The sequence below is a fragment of the Pseudomonas sp. H1_F01 genome (assembly GCF_054681425.1).
The window spans coordinates 308156-328313 of record NZ_CP162823.1; the positions used below are offsets into that span (position 1 = coordinate 308156).

Here is a 20158-nt window from a genome sequence, read left to right on the forward strand (position 1 = left end):
ACATGAGTACCCATGCCGTACAGCAGCAAAGCCAGGACAACGCTGATTACAGCATTCTTGAGAGCATCATCGCCCAGACTCGCCTGACCCCGGACGATGACGCCTACGACATTGCCAGGCGAGGCGTGTCTGCGTTCATCGAAGAGTTGCTCAAGCCGCAAAACAGCGGCGAGCCGGTCAAGAAGGCCATGGTCGATCGCATGATCGCCGAGATCGACGCCAAGCTCGGTCGCCAGGTGGACGAAATCCTTCACCACCCACAATTCCAGGCCTTGGAATCGGCATGGCGCGGTTTGCAGTTGCTGGTGGACCGCACCAACTTCCGCGAAAACATCAAGATAGAAATGCTCAACGTCTCCAAGGACGATTTGCTGGACGACTTCGAGGATTCACCAGAAGTCATGCAGTCAGGCCTGTACAAGCATATCTACACCGCTGAATACGGTCAGTTCGGTGGGCAGCCGGTGGGTGCGGTCATCGCGAACTACTTCATGTCGCCAAGCTCGCCGGACGTGAAGTTGATGCAGTACGTGTCCAGTGTCGCCTGCATGTCCCATGCGCCGTTCATCGCCGCGGCCGGTCCGAAATTCTTTGGTCTGGAAAGCTTTACTGGCCTGCCAGACCTCAAGGACCTGAAGGACCACTTCGAAGGTCCGCAATTCGCCAAGTGGCAGAGTTTCCGTCAATCGGAAGATGCTCGCTATTTTGGTCTGACCGTACCGCGTTTCTTGTTGCGCAACCCTTATGATCCGCAAGAGAACCCGGTCAAATCATTCGTCTACAAGGAAACCGTTGCCAACAGCCACGAGCACTACCTGTGGGGCAATACGGCATACGCATTCGGTACACGGCTGACCGACAGCTTTGCCAAATTCCGCTGGTGCCCGAATATCGTTGGTCCTCAAAGCGGCGGCGCGGTTGAAGACCTGCCGTTGCACCACTTCGAAAGCATGGGTGAGATCGAAACCAAGATTCCGACCGAAGTGCTGGTGTCCGACCGGCGCGAATACGAATTGGCCGAGGAAGGCTTCATCTCCCTGACCATGCGCAAAGGCAGTGACAACGCCGCGTTCTTCTCCGCCAGTTCCGTGCAGAAGCCGAAATTCTTTGGTAACGGCGCCGAGGACAAGCATGCCGAGCTGAACTACAAGCTTGGCACTCAGTTGCCCTACATGATGATCGTCAATCGACTAGCTCACTACTTGAAGGTTCTGCAGCGCGAGCAATTGGGGTCATGGAAGGAGCGCACGGATCTGGAGCGTGAACTCAACAACTGGATTCGCCAATACGTGGCCGACCAGGAGAATCCTAGCGCCGAAGTTCGTGGCCGCCGTCCGCTGCGCGCAGCGAAGATCATTGTCAGCGACGTTGAAGGTGAGCCAGGTTGGTATCGCGTAGGCCTGAACGTACGGCCTCACTTCAAGTACATGGGGGCCGATTTCACGCTGTCGTTGGTTGGCAAGCTGGACAAGGCGTAAGCGCGCTCATGATGTATGGCAGCCTTTTCGAGCGCTTGGCCGGTGATTCAGAAAAGCGTGCGGGTTTGAGCCGTGAGGTGTGTGTCGTGACATCGGTGGCTGCGCATCTGGCCAAGATGCTCAGCACCCGGGCAGGTAGCGTGCAGACGCTATCCGATTATGGGCTACCGGATCTCAATGACATGCGCTTGAGCCTGCACGACGCAGGGAGCCAGGCCCGCAAGGCGATCGAGGCGTTTATCAAGGCCTACGAGCCACGCCTCAGGAATGTCTGTGTCGTTTCAATACCAAGCCATGCCGATCCGCTTCGCCTGTCCTTCAGCATCGACGCTTTGCTGGATGTGGAGGGAGTCAGGCGACAGGTCAGTTTTTCCGCGTGCCTGGACGGCAGCGGTCAGGTCAAGGTCAGACAAGGATAGCCATACATGTCGTTCAATCATTACTACCAGAGCGAACTGACGGCGCTCCGCCAGTTGGGTCGACGTTTCTCCGAGCGTAACCCGGCGTTGGCCCCCTTTCTGGGACAGGCCGGACGGGATCCGGATGTGGAGCGGTTGCTGGAGGGGTTTGCATTCCTGACCGGGCGGCTGCGCCAGAAGCTCGATGACCAATTGCCGGAGCTGAGCCATTCGCTGATGCAGCTGTTGTGGCCGAACTACATGCGGCCGTTGCCGGCCTTCAGCATCTTGCAGTTCGATCCACTGCAGCGGTCCGGCCCCGCACTGCGGGTGGAACGTGATACGCCGGTCGAAAGCAAGCCTGTGCAGCAGGTGCGTTGCCGTTTCCTGACATGTTACCCCACCGAGGTGCTGGCGCTTGATCTGACCAGGCTGAGTTATTCAGTGAAAGGGGATGGGTCGCTGTTGAGCTTGCGCCTGGGGATGTGTTGCGACGGTCATTTGGGCGAACTGCAACTGAGCCAATTGCGTCTGCACTTGACCGGCGAGCGTTACATCAGCCAGATGCTCTATCTCAGCCTGTTGCGCAATCTTGAAGGTATCGAGCTGATCCCGCTGGACGGTTCCGGCGAGGCCCTGCGGGCGGCAGATGGCAGCCCTATGATGTTCAGGGTCCCAGCCGATCGTGTCCAGCCGGTAGGGTTTGCCGAAGAGGAAGCGCTGATCCCGTATCCACTGAATACCTTTCGCGGCTATCGCTACCTGCAGGAATACTTCGCCTTCCAGGACAAGTTCCTGTTCGTCGACGTCAATGGCCTGGACGTGATCAACGCTGCTCCGCGCAGCAGCGTCGAACAGATGCGGGGCCTGGAACTGCGCTTCGATATTGGCAAAAGCGGTATCCAGCGGATGCGCCCGACACTGGACAACATAAAGCTTCACTGCACGCCGATCGTCAATCTGTTCAAGCATGACGCCCAGCCAATCCGCCTGGACAGCAAACAGGATGAATACCTGTTGCTGCCCGCCGATTATGACCAGGAGCACTGCGGTGTGTTCTCGGTCGAAAGCGTCACTGGCTGGAACCCCGGCGGCCTGGGTTATCAGGCCTATGTGCCGTTCGAATCCTTTGAGCACGATTCAAGCTTCGATGTGCCCCACAGCCGACCCTACTACAGCGTTCGTCAGCGCCCTTCATTGCTGCACGGTGGCCTGGACACCTGCTTGGGCTTCGGTGCCCGGCACAATCACCCTCATGAAACCCTGTCGATCGAGTTGATGTGCACCAACCAGAACCTGCCGCGCCAGCTCAAGCCGGGTGACATCGACCAGCCCGGCGAAAAAAGCCCCGAGTCGCTGAGTTTCCGCAATATCGGGCCGGTCACCTCGAGCTTCGCTCCCCCGCTCAATCGCGATTTCCTCTGGAAGCTGATCAGCAACATGTCACTCAACTACCTGTCGCTGGCGGACGTCAATGCGCTCAAGGTGATTCTCGAAACCTATGATTTTCCGCGCTACCACGACGAGCAGACAGAGAAGGTCAGCAAGCGTTTGCTGGACGGGCTCAAGTCGATCAGGCACCAGCATGTCGATCGCCTGCATCGAGGCTTGCCGGTTCGTGGCTTGCGCACCGAACTGACCGTCGACCCCCAGGGTTACATCGGCGAGGGCGACCTGTTCGTCTTCGCTTCGGTGCTCAACGAATTCTTCGCGCTTTATGCCAGCCTCAATTCGTACCACGAACTGCGGGTGAACAGCACACAAGGAGAGGTCTATCAATGGACACCCCGCATGGGCCAGCAGCCGCTTCTATAAGCGGGCTGACGCGAGGAATACGCGAGTACTCGCTATTTCAGGCCGTGTTGTTGGTCGTTGATCGGCTGCGCGAGTCTCACCCAGACCTGGATGATGAGGCGCTGTATGACCGGCTGGAGTTCCAGGCCAACCCAAGCCTGGGGTTCCCCGCCAGCGACATCGATCGTGTGGAGTTTTTCGAAGAAAACGGCCAGGTGCGAGCGCGCCTGGGCATGAACCTGATCAGCCTGGTAGGGGCAGGGTCGCCGCTACCGGCGTTCTATGGTGAGCAGGCCCTGGGGGAGGAGGAGGGCAATCCGACGCGCGATTTCCTCGACGTCTTCCACCACCGTCTTCAACGACTGATGCTGCCGATCTGGCGCAAGTATCGTTACTGCGCAAGTTTTCAGAGCGGTGCCAGGGACCCGTTTTCCGAGCAGTTGTTTGCGCTGATCGGCCTGGGCGGCGAAGACATTCGCAAGGCCAGTCAACTGAACTGGAAGCGTCTGCTGCCGTATCTAGGCTTGCTGAGTCTTCGTGCTCATTCGGCAGCTCTGATCGAGGCCGTGCTGCGTTATTACTTCAAGCACGCCGAACTGAATCTTGAGCAGTGCATCGAGCGGCGTGTGGACATCCTTGGCGAACAACGCAATCGCCTGGGGAGCGCCAATAGCCTGCTGAGCCAGGACCTGGTGCTGGGTGAACAGGTGCGCGACCGCAGTGGCAAGTTCCGGATCCATATCAGCGAACTGGACTGGCAGCGTTTTCACGAATTTCTGCCCATCGGCGTCGGTTACCAGCCGTTGTGCTCGCTGGTGCGTTTCACCCTGCGTGATCCCCTCGAATATGACATTCGCCTGGTCCTGCGCCGGCAGGACATTCGTGAGCTGTGCATCGGAGAACAGAACATCTGCCGCCTGGGATGGACCAGTTGGTTGGGACACGAGCGCGCCGATGGCGTGGTGACCCTCAGCAGCAAAATTCATTAGGAATGAATGACATGATCAACGTAGACCTTCAGCAACTGATCCAGGCGTTGGACGCCGAAACCAGAAGCGATCTGGAGCGCTCGGCCGAGCAATGCGTCGCCCGTGGCGCAGACAAAGTCCTGGTGGAAGACTTGATGCTGGGCTTGCTGGAACGTCCGCAGGGGTTGCTCGCGCGAGCCTTGCAAGATGCCCAGGTCAGCGCAGGTGAACTGAGCGCTGCGCTGCAACCACGGATGGGACACAGCGCTTCGCGCAATCCGGTATTCGCCCCAGAGCTGGTGCAATGGTTGCAGGATGCACTGCTGGTGGCCAATCTCGAGCTGGGCTGCAGCCAGGTCGGACAAGCCGCGTTGATCCTGGCGTTGCTGCACAACCCGCTTCGCTATGCAGGGAGTGCTTACCAGGCGCTGCTCACCCGACTGAATGTCGATCGGTTGAAAGATTTCGCCTTGGCGCAACAGACTCAATCGGTCGCCGATCACTCCGCCAAGCCGGGCGATTCCCTACTGGCGCGCTTTACCCATGACCTGACCCGGCAGGCTCGTGAGGGTCAACTCGATCCGGTGCTTTGTCGCGACGGTGAAATCAGGCAGATGATCGATATTCTTGTTCGTCGCCGCAAAAACAATCCAATCGTGGTCGGTGAAGCAGGTGTGGGCAAGACCGCCATCGTCGAGGGGCTGGCGTTGCGCATCGCCGCCGGAGAAGTACCTTCCGTGCTCGAAGGCGTCGAGCTGCTTTCGCTGGATATGGGGCTCCTGCAGGCCGGCGCCAGCATAAAAGGTGAATTCGAACGTCGTCTCAAAGGGGTGATCGACGAGGTCAAGACTTCGCCAAAATCCATCATCCTGTTCATCGATGAGGCTCACACCCTGATTGGCGCGGGTGGCAACGCCGGGAGCGCTGATGCGGCCAACCTGCTCAAGCCGGCCTTGGCCCGGGGTGAGCTGCGTACTATCGCGGCCACCACCTGGACCGAGTACAAAAAATATTTTGAAAAAGACCCGGCCCTGGCCCGTCGTTTCCAACCGGTGCAATTGCACGAGCCGACCGTCAGTGAGGCAGTGACCATCCTGCGTGGACTGGCTCGGGTCTACGAGAATAGCCACGGCATTTACCTGCGTGATGATGCGGTGGTCGCGGCGGCGCAATTGTCGGCTCGCTACCTGGCTGGTCGTCAGTTGCCAGACAAGGCTGTGGATGTGCTGGACACTGCCTGCGCCCGTGTGCGCATCAGCCTGGCCGCTGCGCCGCAAAGCCTGGAGCGATTGCGCGGCGAGTTGGCCGAAGGCGAGCGCCAGCGCCAAGCACTGCGTCGTGATGCACAGGCCGGCTTATCGATTGATCTTCAGGCGCTGGAAGCGCTGGAAGTGCGCCTGGAGGCCATCGAAGACGAGTGCCGAACGCTGGAAATCCAATGGACCGAGCAACGCATTCTTGCGGAACGCCTGTTGTCGCTTCGCCAGCAATTGGCCAAGGCACGGGAAGCCTCGGTGGATCACCCCCTCAGTGTCGAAACACTGGAAGCGGCGTTGCATGAAACACACGGCACGTTGGTGGCTGCGCAAGTCCAGGAGCGCCTGGTCAGCTTCGAAGTTTGCCCGCGACTGGTAGCCGAAGTCATCAGTGCCTGGACCGGTGTGCCGCTGACACAACTGGCGCGAGAGCACAATTTGAAAGTCGCCAGTTTCGCGACGGACCTGCGTGCTCGTATTCGTGGTCAGGAGTCGGCTGTGCAGGCGCTTGATCGTGCGATGCGTGCCGCCGCCGCAGGCCTGAACAAACCCGACGCTCCGGTGGGCGTGTTTCTGTTGGTAGGGCCCAGTGGCGTCGGCAAGACCGAGACAGCGCATGCCCTGGCCGACCTGCTCTATGGCGGTGATCGTTTTATCACCACGCTCAACATGGCCGAATTCCAAGAAAAACATACGGTTTCCCGGCTGATCGGCGCGCCGCCGGGCTACGTCGGGTTTGGCGAAGGCGGCATGCTCACCGAAGCCGTGCGGCAAAAGCCCTATTCAGTGCTACTGCTCGATGAGGTCGAAAAAGCCGACCCGGATGTGTTGAATCTGTTCTACCAGATCTTCGACAAGGGCTTGGCCAACGACGGAGAAGGGCGGGAAATTGATTTTCGCAACACGCTGATCCTGATGACGTCGAACCTGGGCAGCGAACGCATCAACGAGTTGTGCGAAAACGGCACAAAACCAAGTGCCGAATGCCTTGAAGAGTCCATTCGCCCAATACTCAGTCAACATTTCAAACCCGCGCTGTTGGCGCGTATGTGCGTGGTGCCGTACTACCCGGTCAACGGGCCGGTGTTACGTGAACTGGTGGAAGTCAAACTCGACCGCCTGGGCGAGCGGCTGCACCGTCGTCAATTGAGCTTCAGTTATTGCGGGCACCTTGTGAACCACCTGGTCGAGCGTTGCAGTCGTAATGATCGTGGCGCACGACTGATTGACCAACTGCTTGACCTGCACCTGATGCCGCTGGTTGCCAACCGGTTGCTCGTCGCCATGGCCGGTGGCGAACAGCTACGGCATGTACACGCCGTGCTCAACGGCGACGCCAGACTCGCGTGTGAGTTCTCCTGAGGTGGGCGCTATGTTCAAGAAACTCTCGCAACCATTGGACTATGCCGAAGCACTTCTGGCGCAGTTTTCCGACCTTTCGCGCTTGGCGGACGGCGCTGAGCTGGTGGGGACGTTCATCCTGGGCGTAGCGCGGCTCAGTGGCTGTGAACTGGTGCAGTTGTACCTGCTCGATGCCACTCGCACCCGCCTGGAAATGAACACCGAGTGCCTGGAAGGCCGGTTGCAATTTCGTGACCCGCAAAGCCTGCCCTCCGACTACCACGCTGAGCAATTGTTGCAGTTTTCCCTGTGCCAGAACCGTGTGGTGTGCCTCGACGCGTTAAGCGACAGCGTGCACGAAACCGGTTTCCTGCCGCCGCGGGCCACACCCTGGCAGTCGCTGCTTTGCGTTCCCCTGGGCGATCCCCAGGATGAGAGCGGAGGCTTGTTGCTATGCGCCAGCAATCAGCACCTCGACCTGCATGGGATCGCTGAGTCCCTGGGACATCTTGGGACCTTCGCGCTTGGCCAGATGCACCTGTTACAGCGCCTGCGCGGTCCTGTTGATGAGTCAGAGCCTGATACCACAAGCCTGCCGAGCGCCGTCAGTTACGGCCTGATTGGCAAGAGCATGGCCATGCGCAAGACCTGCTCATTGCTCAGTAAAGTACTGCACTGCCCCTATACCGTCCTGCTGCGGGGTGAGACCGGTACCGGCAAGGAGGTGGTGGCCCGGGTCCTCCATGATTACGGCCCGCGCCGATCCAAGGCGTTTATCGTGCAGAACTGTGCAGCGGTTCCCGAGAACTTGCTGGAGAGTGAGCTTTTCGGCTATCGCAAGGGGGCGTTCACCGGTGCCGACCGGGACCGGGCCGGGCTGTTCGACGCGGCCAACGGCGGCACGCTGTTGCTCGATGAAATCGGCGATATGCCGTTATCCCTGCAGGCCAAGTTGTTGCGAGTGTTGCAAGAAGGCGAAATCCGGCCGTTGGGGTCCAACGTCACTCACCATGTCGACGTGCGCATCATTGCCGCCACCCACCGCGACCTGAAGCAACTGATGGAGGAGGGCAAGTTCCGCGAAGACCTGTATTACCGCCTTGCGCAGTTTCCAATTCCGCTACCGGCGTTGCGCCAGCGCGACGGCGACATCATTGAGTTGGCGCGGCATTTTGCCGACAAGGCTTGCACACTCCTGCAGCGTGATCCGGTGCGCTGGTCAGACGCAGCGCTCGATCACCTGGCCGCCTATGACTTCCCGGGAAACGTCCGTGAACTCAAGAGCATCGTAGAAAGGGCCGTGCTCTTGTGCGAGGGCGGCGAACTGCTTGTCGAGCATTTTGCGCTACACATCCAGACCCCAGCCGAACGGGGCCGCGTGAGCCTGCGTGAACGGATGGAGCAGATCGAACGTGGCCTGCTGATCGATGGGCTGCGCGAGAGTTCGGGCAACAAGGCGCGTACCGCCCGTGAACTTGGCTTGCCGCTACGCACGCTGGTCTATCGCCTTACGCGCCTGAACGTTCAGCGTAGTGATTTCAATGATTGATCCTTGCCTGTTCGTAGCCATTCCAGCCCGGCCTTTTCATTTCTGGAGAAATTTCGATGCCTGTTTTTTCCTGGCGAGCCGTCCTGCTGACGCTTCTCGTGTCATTTGTCCTCGGCGGTTGTAGTGGCAACTACAAATTCAACGACAGTGATTATCGCCCTCTGGGTGATCCACAAGCGGTCAGTCGCGGTAAGTGACCCAAGGAACCTTTAATAGATGGATCTTGTTTTCGAAATGCTGAACGCCAACCAGTTCGTCCCTGTACGACTGTGTCACAAGACCTTCGGGCCGGCTGGCGGAGTGATTGGTCGGGGTGAGGGTTGCCACTGGATGATTCCCGACCGCGACCGCCTGCTGTCCAAGTGTCACGCGCATGTCAGCTTCCGTGAGGGTTCGTTTTTCCTGACCGATACCAGTTGCAACGGTACGACCCACCGCGAAAGCGGCGCACGCCTACGCAAGGGCGAGCCGGTACGGATACAGGACGGAGACGCCTACATCATGGGCGAATTCGAGGTCCTGGCGCGGCTGGTCATCGGGCCGTCGAACAGCGTTGCCGAAGCCGGTCGCTCAACGTCGGTCGACAGTCTCATTCCGGACGATGCCTTTCTGGAACTCGACCCGCTGAAAGCACTGGACCAACAGGAGCGGGTCTTGCTGGACATCGATGAGCTGATAAATCCCACTGCCGTACCACCAGACACCCTTGGGCGCCCAGATTATGCGCGTATCGACATGGAAAGCCTGCTGGTGCCGGAGTTGGTCGAAGAGCTCGTTGAACCAAGGCCTGCGCCCATCCCGCCCGCCAACGCTATGGATCACCCGCGCGAAAATTTTTTGGAGCGCTTCGCTATTGCCCTGGGCATGGATCTCGAAAGCCTGGATAGCGAGGCCCTCGAAACCCTGGCGATCAATGCAGCGCTGCTGCTCAAGCAAAGCATCCATGGTTTGCAGCAGAGCTTGCGCACCCGCTCGGAGTTGAAAGGCGAACCGCGCCTGACCCAGACCTATGAAGAACAGGTTTGTCTGATTGCCAGCCTGCAAATCGATCACCACGGATGACGTCCATGTCGCACTGCACGATGCACGTATTCAAGACTTTGGCGGCGCTGGCCATGACCCTGCTGTTGGGCGGTTGCACCACGTTGTCGCCCTTCTCGACGATGACCAAGCTCACCCTCACCCTGACGGCCAGTGATCAGCTCAACCCCGACCTCAATGGGCGGCCATCGCCAGTGGTGGTGCGGTTGTTCGAACTCAGGCATCCGGTAGCCTTTGAAAACTCGGACTTCTTCAGCCTCTATGAGCGCGCGAGGGAAACACTGGCCCCCGATCTGATTTCCAGCGAAGAGCTGGAATTGCGTCCAGGTGAAACCGTCGAGCTCAGGCTCGGTATCACTGGGAATGGCCGTTACGTCGGGATACTCGCGGCGTACCGAGACCTGCCACACGCCCGCTGGCGCTACACACTGCCAGTGGCTGCGACGCAGTTGACCGAAGCGAACCTGATCCTCGACCAGGATGGGATCGCCAACACGCTTGAAAGACAGGCCAAGGTAGATGACCGATGAATCACGATAAAGTCATCTGGCAAGAAGGCATGTTGTTGCGTCCACAACATCTGCAACACAACGATCGTTATTTCGATCACCAGTTGAAGGTTCGTACCCGGTTGCTGGCCAGTTACGCCTGGGGATTCCTGGCGCTGGAAATCGATCTGCAATTTCTCAACATGGGCCAACTGGTGGTCAGCCAGGCCAGCGGGGTCCTGCCGGACGGCAGTCTGTTCGAGCTCGGTGGCAACACCGAGCCATTGGCCCTGGAAGTACCGTCCAATACCAGCAATACACCGATCTACCTCGCGTTGCCGTTGGTGACCGGCAATCACATCGAGTCCCGTCGTCAGGAGCAATCTGACGTGCTGGCGCGCTACACCATCTACGACGCGCAGGTGAGCGACTCCAACGCCGGCGATTCCGGCGGGAGCCAGATCAGTTGTGGGCGGCCGAACCTGCGCCTGCTGTTGGGCGAGCAACAGAGCGACCATGCGTTTGTGAAGCTCAAGCTTTGTGAGGTGCTCGATACCACCGCTGATGGGGTGATCAGACTCGCCCCGGACTTTGTGCCAACCTTTATCCAGGCTCGTTCATCCCATTATTTGCTGTCGTGTCTCAAGGAGATCATCGGCATGCTTGCTCATCGAGGTGACAGCCTTGCCGAGCGGATCCGTTTCAATGGCAAGGCAGGTGGTGCGCAAGTGGGCGATTTCATGATGCTGCAACTGATCAACCGTAGCGAACTGTTGCTGCGTCATTACCTGGACCTGGAGCAAGTACATCCCGAAACGCTCTACCGAATGCTACTGGCCCTGTTGGGTGAACTGGCGACGTTCTCCAGTGACAGCAAGCGCCCGCCACTCACCAACCGCTACCAGCACAGCGACCAGGGCGCATGTTTTCGACGCCTGATGCAAGCGATCCGCCAGGTGCTGTCGATGGTGCTCGAGCAGCACGCTATCGAGCTGCAATTGCAGCCGCGCCAATATGGAATCACCGTCTCGCCGATGCAGGACCTCACCCTGCTGGATACGGCTTCATTCGTACTGGCGGCTAGCGCCAACTGTGACAGCGAAGAGTTGCGCCATCGACTGCCGTCGAACCTCAAGGTTGGCTCGGTGGAGCGCATCCGCCAGTTGGTCAACCTGCATCTGCCCGGTATCAAGATCAGGCCTCTGCCCGTGGCTCCGCGGCAGATCGCATTCCATGCCAACAAAACTTATTTCATCCTGGAACCCAGCTCCGAAGACCTGGCGCAACTGAAGCGCTCGGCAGGCTTCGCGTTCCATGTGTGCGGTGATTTCGCGGAGCTTGAACTGAATTTTTGGGCCATCAGGAATTGAACGAAATGGATAAGGAAAATCCCCAGGACGAAACAACCGTCCTGCTCGACCACCATGGACAACGTCCTGCTTCTGGCCCCTTGACCGACGCTGTTGCGCCGCCACGTTTCGAACAGTTGCAAGAGCGAATGATCTACGCCGCGCACCTACCGCGGTCCCAGGCCCTCAATGTCAGCCTTAATCCGCTGGTCGCGGCGGCGTCCGGATTGTTGTCGCAGATGGTGCAACTCAAGCACGGCCGCGAACGCGAGGACCTGCAAGCCCTTAAAGGGGAACTGAAGCGAGGCCTGGAGCAGTTCGAAGCCTGTGCCTTGCAGGACGGTGTTGAAAACAGTCAGTTGATCGCGGCGCGTTACGTGCTCTGCTCAGCGATCGACGAGGCGATCGTCACTACACCGTGGGGCCATGGAGGTGGTTGGTCACAGATAAGCCTGCTCAGCACTTTTCACAACGAAACCTTCGGTGGCGAGAAGGTCTTTCAATTGCTTGAGCGCTTGTCGAAAAACCCCATCAAACACCTGTCGATGCTTGAGTTGTTGTATCTCTGCCTGTCCCTGGGCTTCGAGGGCAAGTATCGGGTCCAGACCCGTGGGATGCTCGAGCTCGAAAGTCTGCGCGATGCCCTGTATCGGCTGATCAGTCAGACACGCGGTGACATCCCTCGTGAACTGTCGCCTCGCTGGGAAGGCTTCGATGGCGCGCGACGCAGCCCGGTGCGCATTGTCCCGGCCTGGACGGTGGCGGTTTTTACGCTGGTCTGCCTGGGGGTGATGTACTCGAGTTTCGCCTGGGTATTGGACGAGCAACGCCGAAGCGTACTGCAACCTTATCAACTGTCAGAGCCGGTCGCCGCTCAGCCGCTGCCGTAAACAGGGACGTGTCATGAAATTGCTTTTCAGGAAAGCCGGTGCCTGGGTGCGCCAGACGTGGATTTGGACGCTGCTGGCGGTGCTTTGTATCGCGTTGCTGGTGTGGTTCGTCGGGCCACTCCTGGCCGTTAATGACTACAAGTTCTGGGCAAGCCCGACGGCGCGGTTGCTGACCGTCAGCGTGCTTCTGCTGGGCTGGGGCCTGGCCATGGTTTTCGTCAATGGGCGCGGTGGTTCAAGCGCGAATCCCCAGCAAAACGCCCCCGAGCAGGCTCGGGCCCTGCATCAAGCCAGGATTGATGATGAGCGGCGCGAAGTGCGCTCGCGCTTCAAGCAGGCATTATCCACGCTAAGGTCCTCGAGCCTTTATCCCGGCCGCAGCGAACGCTGGCGCAACGATCTGCCGTGGTATCTGCTGATCGGCCCGCCTGCCAGCGGCAAGACCCGTCTGCTGGACTGCTCGGGCCTGGAGTTCCCTCTCGACAAGCTTGAGCGCAAGCCAATCGGCGACACGTCGGGTACCCGTTATTGCGATTGGTATTTTGCCGAGCACGCCGTGCTGGTCGACACTGCCGGGCGCTACCTGACCCAAACGGACAGTGATGTCGACAGCAGCGCCTGGGCCGTATTGCTTGAACTGCTGCGCAAGCGTCGCCGCGGTCGTCCGTTGAGCGGTGTACTGGTGACGGTACCGACCGAGGTCCTGTTGCTGGGCAGCGAGGACGAAGTGACTACGCTGGCCCGCCAGATTCGTGGCCGCCTGCAGGAACTGCAACAGCGACTGCACGTTGATGCCCCGGTTTATCTGGTCCTGAGCAAAGCGGACGGCGTGCCAGGTTTCAACGAGTTCTTTGATTCGTTGACTCGCGAAGAAAACGACCAGGTATTGGGTGCAAGTTTCAGTCGGGACCAGCGTGGCAGTGATGTGGCCGTGTTACGTGCCGAGTTCGAGGCGCTGCTGCATCGCCTCAACAGCCAGGTGATCATGCGCATGCATCAGGAGCGCGACCCGCTGCGCCGTAGCGGCATGCTTGATTTCCCTTACCAACTTGGACAACTCGGTGCCGGCCTGTGTCTGCTGGTCGAGCAGGCGTTTACCGGCAGCGTCGGTACGTTGCGTGGTTTCTATCTAACTAGCGCATCGCCGCCGGGCCGAACCAATACCACGCCCAGCGGGCGCTCGCGGTTCATCCATCACTTGATCAGCCGGGTGATTTTTCCGGAAGCCGATCTGACTGACCTCGTTCAGCGCGAGCGCCGTCGTCTCCATTGGGGGCAGCGAGCTTTGTATTTCGGAGCGCTGACGGTCATTGGCCTGTGTGGGCTGTTGTGGGCGCACGGTTTTTCGGCCAACCACGAGCGACTGGACAGCTTGCGTACGCTGGCACAACGCTGGGACCAGCAGCAATCAGTCCTGGCGAATGCTGATGACTGGACCGCGATGCTCGAATCACTGGATATCCGTTTCGAGGCAACCCGGGTTTTCCCACCCTACAGGGCGGTGCCTTTGCATGGACGCGTCGGCCTGTACCAGGGCGAGGCGAGCAACCCTGCGGTGACCGACGCCTACGAGCGTGAATTACAGGCGCGACTGTTGCCGAAGGTTGCGCAGAGGCTGGAAGCGCATGTCCGCAACAACTGGAATGACCGTGAGCAACTGCTCAACAGCCTGCGCGCCTACTTGATGCTGGGCCTGCAAGAGCGCCGCGATGTTGCCTGGCTCAAGGATTGGCTGGCCAACGATGGGTCGCTTCGTCACCCTGGCAACACGGCGCTACAGGAGGGCCTGAATGCCCACCTCGAGCGCCTGTTGGAGCTGTCCTTTATCCATGCGCTCAACGAACCGCTGGTGGCCCAGGCCCGGAAAGCCTTGCGCCGTGAGTCCCTGGCAGCCGTCGTGTACAGAATGCTGCATGAACAGGCCAGCCATCTGCCGCAATACCGACTCAGCCAACACCTGGGCTCGCAAGGTGCGTTGTTGGTCGGCACCGACCGTGTGATTCCCGGTTTCTATACCCGCCAGGGTTACGAACGCTACTTTTCGATCCAGGGTGCGGCATTGGTCGCCGAGTTGCTGCGGGACAACTGGGTCCTGGGTGAAGGCGAGGGCCTCAGCGGCATGGACATGCGTCGCCTGATGGTCGAACTCGAACAGCTGTATTTTCGTGATTATGCCGACCACTGGAGCGAAGCGGTTGGCCAGGTCGCCCTGCAAACCATCAGTAATCCAGGTGAGGGCGCCGAGCAACTCGCGGGGCTGACCTCGGCTCACTCGCCGATTCTGCGGATGCTGGTGCAAGTGCGCGAACACACTCGAATCCAGGCTGTTGCCGAGCAAATCGACGATCTGACGCAAGCGGCAGGGAACGGTGGACATGCCGTTACAAAACTCGCTGCCGTGGCTGGGAAAGCCTCTGTGTCCTTGGCCGAAAATCTGCCGGACACTGCGCAAAAATCCTTGCGACGGCGTTTCGAGCCGCTGCATCGCCTGCTGGACCCGGACAATGGTCCGACGGCTGATCTGGTCCAGGCCTTGCGGGCCATTGATGAGGTGCAATTGCAACTGGCGAACCTGGCTCGCGCCAGTGCCCCGGAACAAGCGGCGTTCGAGCTGGCCAGGCACCGCATGGGCGGCCAGCGCGATGCATTGAGTCACCTGCGTGGTGCGTCTGCCCGCTTGCCGCAGCCGGTCAGTGCGTGGTTCAACGTGATGGCCGAGGACAGCTGGCGCTTGGTGCTCAATGATGCTTATCGTTACCTGAACCAGCGTTATCAGGGCGAGCTGTACAGCTTTTACGGCAAGGCGATCAACAAGCGTTACCCGTTCAGTGCTCACAGTGCCAGCGACGTCGCGCTCAATGACTTCCGGGAGTTCTTCAAGGACCAGGGCATCGTCGATCGATTCTTCGAAAATTACATGCAGCCCTTCGTCAGCGGCTCGGCGGGACACTACCGTCTGCGCAGCATCGACGGTCAGAGCTTGCCAATGTCCCGGGTCTATCTCGATCAAATGGCAACCGCGCACACCATCCGCCGGAGCTTTTTCGCCGAAAACCCGACCGAGCCGCAAGTACAGTTCAAGCTTGAACCGTACACCCTGGACCCGGCGGTAAGCCGTGCTGAATTCCGTTTCGGTGACCAGATGCTTGAATACCGCCACGGTCCGATCCTGCCGGTGGCTTTTACCTGGCCAAGCGACGCACAGAATGGTCGAACCTTTCTGGTGCTGGACAAGATGGTTGGACGAGGCGTGGGCATCGAGAAAAATACCGGGCCGTGGTCGCTGTTTCGGTTGTTCGACCTGATGCAGAGCGAATACCTGACCGGGCGCGATGTCCGCGTATTGAAGGCGGACCTGGGTGGCCTGCGCGCCAACTATCTGTTGACGAGCCAACGTACGCCGAACCCTTTCGATATGAGTGTGCTGCGCACCTTTCGCCTGCCGGTGCAGCTTTGATGGAGGCTGGTCCCTGGTACAGCGCCGCGCGCACGGACCCTGGCAAGACCCGGCCACGTAATGAGGATGCTTTTCTCGATTGCCCGCAACAGGGGATGTGGGCAGTGGCCGACGGCATGGGTGGCCACTCGGGGGGTGACATTGCCAGCCAGCTGATCGTTGCCAACCTGACGGAGCTGCCGCTGTACCGGGACTTGGCTGAACGTTCGAAAGCGGTGCGCCAATGCCTGCGCTGGACCAACCGACGACTGAGCCAGGAACTTACCGTCACCGAAGATCATCCCGGCATTATCGGCAGCACTGTGGTGGCGCTGTTATTGGAAGGAAACCGCGGGGTCTGCATCTGGGCGGGCGACAGCCGTTGTTATCTGTGGCGCGGTCGACGACTGTACCAACTGACCAAGGACCATTCACTGCAACAGCAACTGATCGACACACAACACATCAGTCGCGATGAGGCCTGTGCCCATCCTGCGGCCAAGGCACTGACCCGCGCGGTCGGTGCCGCCCCAGAGTTGACGCTGGAGGTGTTGGAGCTGGATGTTCACCCGGGCGATACGTTCTTGCTGTGCAGTGACGGCCTGTACCAAGGCCTTGGCGCGCAAGCCCTTGGCAGTGCCTTGGACCTGGCTTCGCCACGCGTGGTGTTGGAGCATCTTTTCGACGACGTTCTGCGTGGCCCGGCGCGGGATAACCTGACGGCCGTGGTGGTCTGCCCGTGAATGAAGAGGGTAGCCACCCCACGTATTCCTCCTTCGCCAACGCGGTGTCTACTGTGACATCCAGTCAGCATTGCGTCAGCGAAACACCGGACATCCTCGCAGGACGCTATCGCCTTGAACGCTTGCTTGGGGCGGGCGGCATGGGTGTTGTGTACCGCGCGCGGGATTTGTTGCACGAACAATTCGCTGATCCCGATCCGTACCTTGCCTTGAAAATGCTCAGCGAGGCATTCGACGTGTCACCCGATGCGAGTGCGCTGCTCTACAGCGAGTTCGCCCTGACGCGGCGATTGCACCACCCGAATATTTTGCGCCCCTACACCTTCGAAGTGGACACAGCCCAACGACGGGCCTTCATCACCATGGAGCTGATGCGTGGCCTGACCATGGACAAACTGCTTTGCGAACGGCCCCACGGGTTGCCTTGGTCCGAACTCAAGGCTATCGCCGTGCCGCTGCTCGATGCCCTGGCGTACGCCCACGGCCGTGGCGTACTGCATGGTGACGTGAAGCCAAGCAACATCATGTTGAGCGAAGAAGGCCTGCGTCTGTTCGATTTCGGTTTGGGCCTGGCCGAAGAAGGGCCTTCGCAGCATCTGCCAAACCTGAACCGTGAACGCCTTAACGCCTGGACCCCTGGTTACGCGGCGCCTGAACTGCTTGAAGGTGAGCCCCTTTCAGCGGGTGCTGATGTCTACGCTGTGGCTTGCGTGCTGTATGAACTGGCGAGCGGCCAACACCCGTTCCGACGGTTACCTTCCACCCAGGCCCGCGATGCCCGGTTGGAGCGCCCGCTCAAGGCACCGTGCAACCTGCCCAGGCGTTGCTGGGCGGTGCTACGGATGGCGCTGGCGTTTGATCCGGGGCAGCGGCGTATTAGTGCAGCTCGATTGCGTGACGCCTTGAGCGGTGTGTCGTCTTGGTGGTGACATTCTTGAATGGTGAAACGAGCCATAACCTAGTCCCTATTTTGATCGCTACGACTGCTGTTCGTGGCGAGGGAGCTTGCTCCCGCTCGGCGGCGCAGCCGTCGTAAACCGGCTGATGCGGTTTTTCCGGAGAAATGCGCCGGCCTGTTTTGGGGCGGCTTCGCCACCCAGCAGGAGCAAGCTCCCTCGCCACGGGTTGGTGGTGTGGCGGCTATCGTGGGTCGACGTTATCGAGCACACGGCTGGCCAGCATTGAACTCAGTTCGATCAATTGCTGGATGCCGAGGGCGATGTGGCGGCGGGGGCCTTCGAGGTCGAAGGCCAGGTTGCTGATCATCGCGTCGGCGGATGCCAGGTTTTCGCTGAGGTTGGTGAGCAGGCATTCGTTGTCGGCGTTTTTTGCCACGGTGAAGAGCTGGTCCGGTTTGGATGCATCTTCGGACTTTTCCGGTTTCGGTAGCAGGTAGTAATCCAAGGCGCGCTTTTCTGCTTCGTCTTGTTTCTTCGTTTTGGATTGAGTGGGCGCAGAGGTGCGATCTGCTTCGGGGGGATTCGGTGTAATTTTGAACATGGTGCAGCTCCTTTCGTAAGAGGAACCATCACCGTCTGCCGCCAAGCAGATAGGGTGACGGATTACACAAGGTTGGCGGACCGGAACGAAAGGAACCCGGCATCCCCGAAGGGATCCTTGCGCAACCCGCCATAACATAGGAATGCCAATGCCAGAGGCATCGCAATCCTATTGAGGGGCTGTTGCGCCTTTCGTGTACCGGGCCGCCAAGCCCGACCACTGATGGGCAGTGGCAGGGAAACGATAGAGCCCGTCGGCAAGGCGCACAAGCTGGCGGATTCTGGCGTAGTTGTAGGCAATGGCGCAAGGATGCGTAGCTTGGTGGACGCGTTGCGGAGGGAGAATAAACAAGCCTTCGTAATGCCCAGGATTCGGGGCGAGAAGGCGTGCTCTCGCTCGGTGGCGCAACGGTTTTTCTGTAGGAATGCGCCGGCCGTTTTGGGGCGGCTTCGCCGCCCAGCGGGAGCAAGCTCCCTCGCCACGGTATTTGCGCTTAACCTGCGCTCGTCGGCCAACGGCACGTCGCTCCTTGGATAGCTGTCAAAGCTTGTCCAGGCTAGAAACCGTGGTGGTGTAGAAGGCCACGCCCGACTTGTCGATGACTTTTATCCTGCCGCCTTCTTCCTTGAGGTCTTTGAGGTACGGACCGAACGCTATTTCGTCGGGCGCGGTTCGCAGAATTTCTTTGTCGAGTACCGGTGTGTCTTTCCTCAAGACCTTAAGGTTCATGAGGAAGCAGTCGATGGTTAACTGGCACTCCAGGGCGCAGACATAGTCCGACCCTTTTATTTTTTTCTGCTTGAAGGTCCACTCGTTTTTATAGTGGTTGCGGCGGAACTCATCCATTGCGTTTTTCAGCAGATCAAGGGGCAAGGCCATGTGTGGGCGGCATTTTTCCAAGCCTTCCAGCAACAGTTGTATAAAGAACTCATTGAGCTCGTTGACCGATGTGCATTTTTTATACAGTTCGGTGTCCAGACCGACATTGACGATGAGCGCGCCGCTGGAGTTTACATAGGGCTCATTGACGGCTTGGCGGGTGCCGACAAAGCAGATTTTCTTGAAGTTCGGCGTTTCGAATTTTTCTGCACTCAGGTGGCGCTCAAGAAAGTTGCAGATCGATCGGCTTTGGTCGCGAAACGGATGAATAATTTCGTCGCTGAATTCGCCCAGGTCGGGGTATAGGTAGATTTCTTTTAAGATCATGGTCTTGAATGCCTCGCTGGGTCTGGTTCCCGCCTGCGTCGATTCGCGTTTCTTCGCTCAAAATCTCGACTTTCCAACGAGCAACTGGGCCGGCCGGCTCTTTTTTGATGACTCTGGATTCGTAACGTCCTCTTGAAATCCAATACTCATACGTAGACCTGAGCGAGCCTCGTGAGGCAATCGCTTCACAGGCTCGTGGGTAGGTTATTTCCAGGCAGCATGGTAAGCCTGTCCAGCGATGACGCCACCGGCTCTATTGGCCTGTGAGTTCAGCAAGGAACTCCTCAAATGATTCGCATACGAACGCCAGATCCTCTTCATCCATCAAGTACAGGTAAATATTCCCGAAGTCAGCTTCCTTAACGGATAAGAGGAAGGAATTGCCACCGTGATCGTACGCAAAGGGGATCATTTGTTTTAGCAACGGAACGTCGTCCGTCAAGTCGCGATAGACCGTTTCGATAGGGGCTTGTCCGTATTTGATCGGAGTGAACCCACCCAGCAAGAAATCATTCTCGCTACTACTCTCAGACAAATCGCCGCCGTTGTGCTTTAGATAAAATTGCTTAAAGGCTGTCGGTAATTCCACATTGAATTTTTCCTGGAACTCATTCAGTTCTTGCATAGAGAGGGCGCGTTCGGATTCTTTGAGGGTCAGCCGCATTTGGATGCTCCTTTTGTTCTGCATTGAAGTGATCTGACTTTCCACTAAATCTTCAAT

Annotated in this window: 16 protein-coding genes and 1 pseudogene; 14 read left to right on the forward strand and 3 right to left on the reverse strand. The window is 58.9% G+C overall.

What is annotated here, in order from left to right:
- The first annotated feature begins 2 nt into the window (after positions 1–2).
- From tssC to AB4O09_RS01470, 14 genes and pseudogenes are all read left to right on the forward strand, one after another.
- Positions 3–1478, forward strand: coding sequence for a type VI secretion system contractile sheath large subunit (gene tssC / locus AB4O09_RS01405; RefSeq protein ID WP_414880732.1), 1476 nt, complete (start codon positions 3–5; stop codon positions 1476–1478).
- Between the two features lie 8 nt (positions 1479–1486).
- Positions 1487–1897 carry a type VI secretion system baseplate subunit TssE gene (gene tssE / locus AB4O09_RS01410; RefSeq protein ID WP_027912832.1) on the forward strand — a complete coding sequence of 137 codons (411 nt, stop codon included), beginning with the start codon at positions 1487–1489 and terminating at the stop codon, positions 1895–1897.
- 6 nt (positions 1898–1903) lie between these two features.
- The gene (tssF, locus tag AB4O09_RS01415) at positions 1904–3691 is read left to right on the forward strand and encodes a type VI secretion system baseplate subunit TssF (protein ID WP_027912831.1); all 1788 of its coding nucleotides are present in this window, start codon (positions 1904–1906) and stop codon (positions 3689–3691) included.
- Positions 3655–4659: a type VI secretion system baseplate subunit TssG gene (gene tssG, locus AB4O09_RS01420; protein WP_027912830.1), complete on the forward strand. Its 1005-nt coding sequence runs from the start codon at positions 3655–3657 to the stop codon at positions 4657–4659. The genes tssF and tssG overlap by 37 nt, the downstream gene beginning before the upstream one ends.
- Positions 4660–4670: 11 nt before the next feature.
- Positions 4671–7256: a type VI secretion system ATPase TssH gene (gene tssH, locus AB4O09_RS01425; RefSeq protein WP_038858865.1), complete on the forward strand. Its 2586-nt coding sequence runs from the start codon at positions 4671–4673 to the stop codon at positions 7254–7256.
- A 10-nt stretch (positions 7257–7266) separates the two neighbouring features.
- A complete protein-coding gene (locus AB4O09_RS01430) occupies positions 7267–8784 on the forward strand; it encodes a sigma-54 interaction domain-containing protein (protein WP_027912828.1) in 1518 nt (505 codons plus the stop codon).
- 56 nt (positions 8785–8840) lie between these two features.
- Positions 8841–8981 (forward strand): type VI secretion protein, encoded by a 141-nt coding sequence (locus AB4O09_RS01435; RefSeq protein ID WP_080587873.1) that lies wholly within the window; start codon positions 8841–8843, stop codon positions 8979–8981.
- A gap of 19 nt (positions 8982–9000) precedes the next feature.
- Positions 9001–9792 (forward strand): annotated as a pseudogene (gene tagH / locus AB4O09_RS01440) (type VI secretion system-associated FHA domain protein TagH); the annotation flags it as partial.
- Positions 9793–9851: 59 nt separating this feature from the next.
- Positions 9852–10355: a type VI secretion system lipoprotein TssJ gene (gene tssJ / locus AB4O09_RS01445; RefSeq protein WP_027912827.1), complete on the forward strand. Its 504-nt coding sequence runs from the start codon at positions 9852–9854 to the stop codon at positions 10353–10355.
- Positions 10352–11683: a type VI secretion system baseplate subunit TssK gene (tssK, locus tag AB4O09_RS01450; protein ID WP_414880731.1), complete on the forward strand. Its 1332-nt coding sequence runs from the start codon at positions 10352–10354 to the stop codon at positions 11681–11683. Before tssJ ends, tssK begins: the two co-directional genes overlap by 4 nt.
- Positions 11684–11688: 5 nt before the next feature.
- Positions 11689–12552, forward strand: coding sequence for a type IVB secretion system protein IcmH/DotU (icmH, locus tag AB4O09_RS01455; RefSeq protein ID WP_027912825.1), 864 nt, complete (start codon positions 11689–11691; stop codon positions 12550–12552).
- A 13-nt stretch (positions 12553–12565) separates the two neighbouring features.
- Complete coding sequence (gene tssM, locus AB4O09_RS01460; RefSeq protein ID WP_431092917.1) at positions 12566–16009, forward strand: type VI secretion system membrane subunit TssM; 3444 nt, start codon at positions 12566–12568, stop codon at positions 16007–16009.
- Entirely contained in the window at positions 16006–16731 is a 726-nt protein-coding gene (locus AB4O09_RS01465; protein ID WP_027912823.1) for a PP2C family protein-serine/threonine phosphatase, read from the forward strand. Before tssM ends, AB4O09_RS01465 begins: the two co-directional genes overlap by 4 nt.
- Positions 16732–16775: 44 nt before the next feature.
- Positions 16776–17660, forward strand: coding sequence for a serine/threonine-protein kinase (locus AB4O09_RS01470; RefSeq protein WP_235384573.1), 885 nt, complete (start codon positions 16776–16778; stop codon positions 17658–17660).
- Between the two features lie 211 nt (positions 17661–17871).
- Here the strand turns inward: AB4O09_RS01470 and AB4O09_RS01475 are convergent, their stop codons facing one another.
- From AB4O09_RS01475 to AB4O09_RS01485, 3 genes are all read right to left on the reverse strand, one after another.
- Entirely contained in the window at positions 17872–18231 is a 360-nt protein-coding gene (locus AB4O09_RS01475; RefSeq protein WP_027912821.1) for a DUF6124 family protein, read from the reverse strand.
- Positions 18232–18771: 540 nt separating this feature from the next.
- Positions 18772–19437 (reverse strand): hypothetical protein, encoded by a 666-nt coding sequence (locus AB4O09_RS01480; protein WP_027912819.1) that lies wholly within the window; start codon positions 19435–19437, stop codon positions 18772–18774.
- Between the two features lie 253 nt (positions 19438–19690).
- Positions 19691–20101, reverse strand: coding sequence for an SMI1/KNR4 family protein (locus tag AB4O09_RS01485; RefSeq protein WP_123351271.1), 411 nt, complete (start codon positions 20099–20101; stop codon positions 19691–19693).
- Positions 20102–20158 lie beyond the last annotated feature (57 nt).

Bases quoted from the DNA above. Each gene is read 5' to 3' on its own strand.
- AB4O09_RS01485 (WP_123351271.1), bottom strand. From the start codon at position 20,101: ATGCGGCTGACCCTCAAAGAATCCGAACGCGCCCTCTCTATGCAAGAA.
- tssG (WP_027912830.1), top strand. From the start codon at position 3,655: ATGGACACCCCGCATGGGCCAGCAGCCGCTTCTATAAGCGGGCTGACG.
- AB4O09_RS01475 (WP_027912821.1), bottom strand. From the start codon at position 18,231: ATGTTCAAAATTACACCGAATCCCCCCGAAGCAGATCGCACCTCTGCG.
- AB4O09_RS01480 (WP_027912819.1), bottom strand. From the start codon at position 19,437: ATGATCTTAAAAGAAATCTACCTATACCCCGACCTGGGCGAATTCAGC.
- tssF (WP_027912831.1), top strand. From the start codon at position 1,904: ATGTCGTTCAATCATTACTACCAGAGCGAACTGACGGCGCTCCGCCAG.
- tssE (WP_027912832.1), top strand. From the start codon at position 1,487: ATGATGTATGGCAGCCTTTTCGAGCGCTTGGCCGGTGATTCAGAAAAG.
- tssH (WP_038858865.1), top strand. From the start codon at position 4,671: ATGATCAACGTAGACCTTCAGCAACTGATCCAGGCGTTGGACGCCGAA.
- tssC (WP_414880732.1), top strand. From the start codon at position 3: ATGAGTACCCATGCCGTACAGCAGCAAAGCCAGGACAACGCTGATTAC.
- tssM (WP_431092917.1), top strand. From the start codon at position 12,566: ATGAAATTGCTTTTCAGGAAAGCCGGTGCCTGGGTGCGCCAGACGTGG.
- tssJ (WP_027912827.1), top strand. From the start codon at position 9,852: ATGTCGCACTGCACGATGCACGTATTCAAGACTTTGGCGGCGCTGGCC.
- AB4O09_RS01435 (WP_080587873.1), top strand. From the start codon at position 8,841: ATGCCTGTTTTTTCCTGGCGAGCCGTCCTGCTGACGCTTCTCGTGTCA.
- icmH (WP_027912825.1), top strand. From the start codon at position 11,689: ATGGATAAGGAAAATCCCCAGGACGAAACAACCGTCCTGCTCGACCAC.
- AB4O09_RS01430 (WP_027912828.1), top strand. From the start codon at position 7,267: ATGTTCAAGAAACTCTCGCAACCATTGGACTATGCCGAAGCACTTCTG.
- tssK (WP_414880731.1), top strand. From the start codon at position 10,352: ATGAATCACGATAAAGTCATCTGGCAAGAAGGCATGTTGTTGCGTCCA.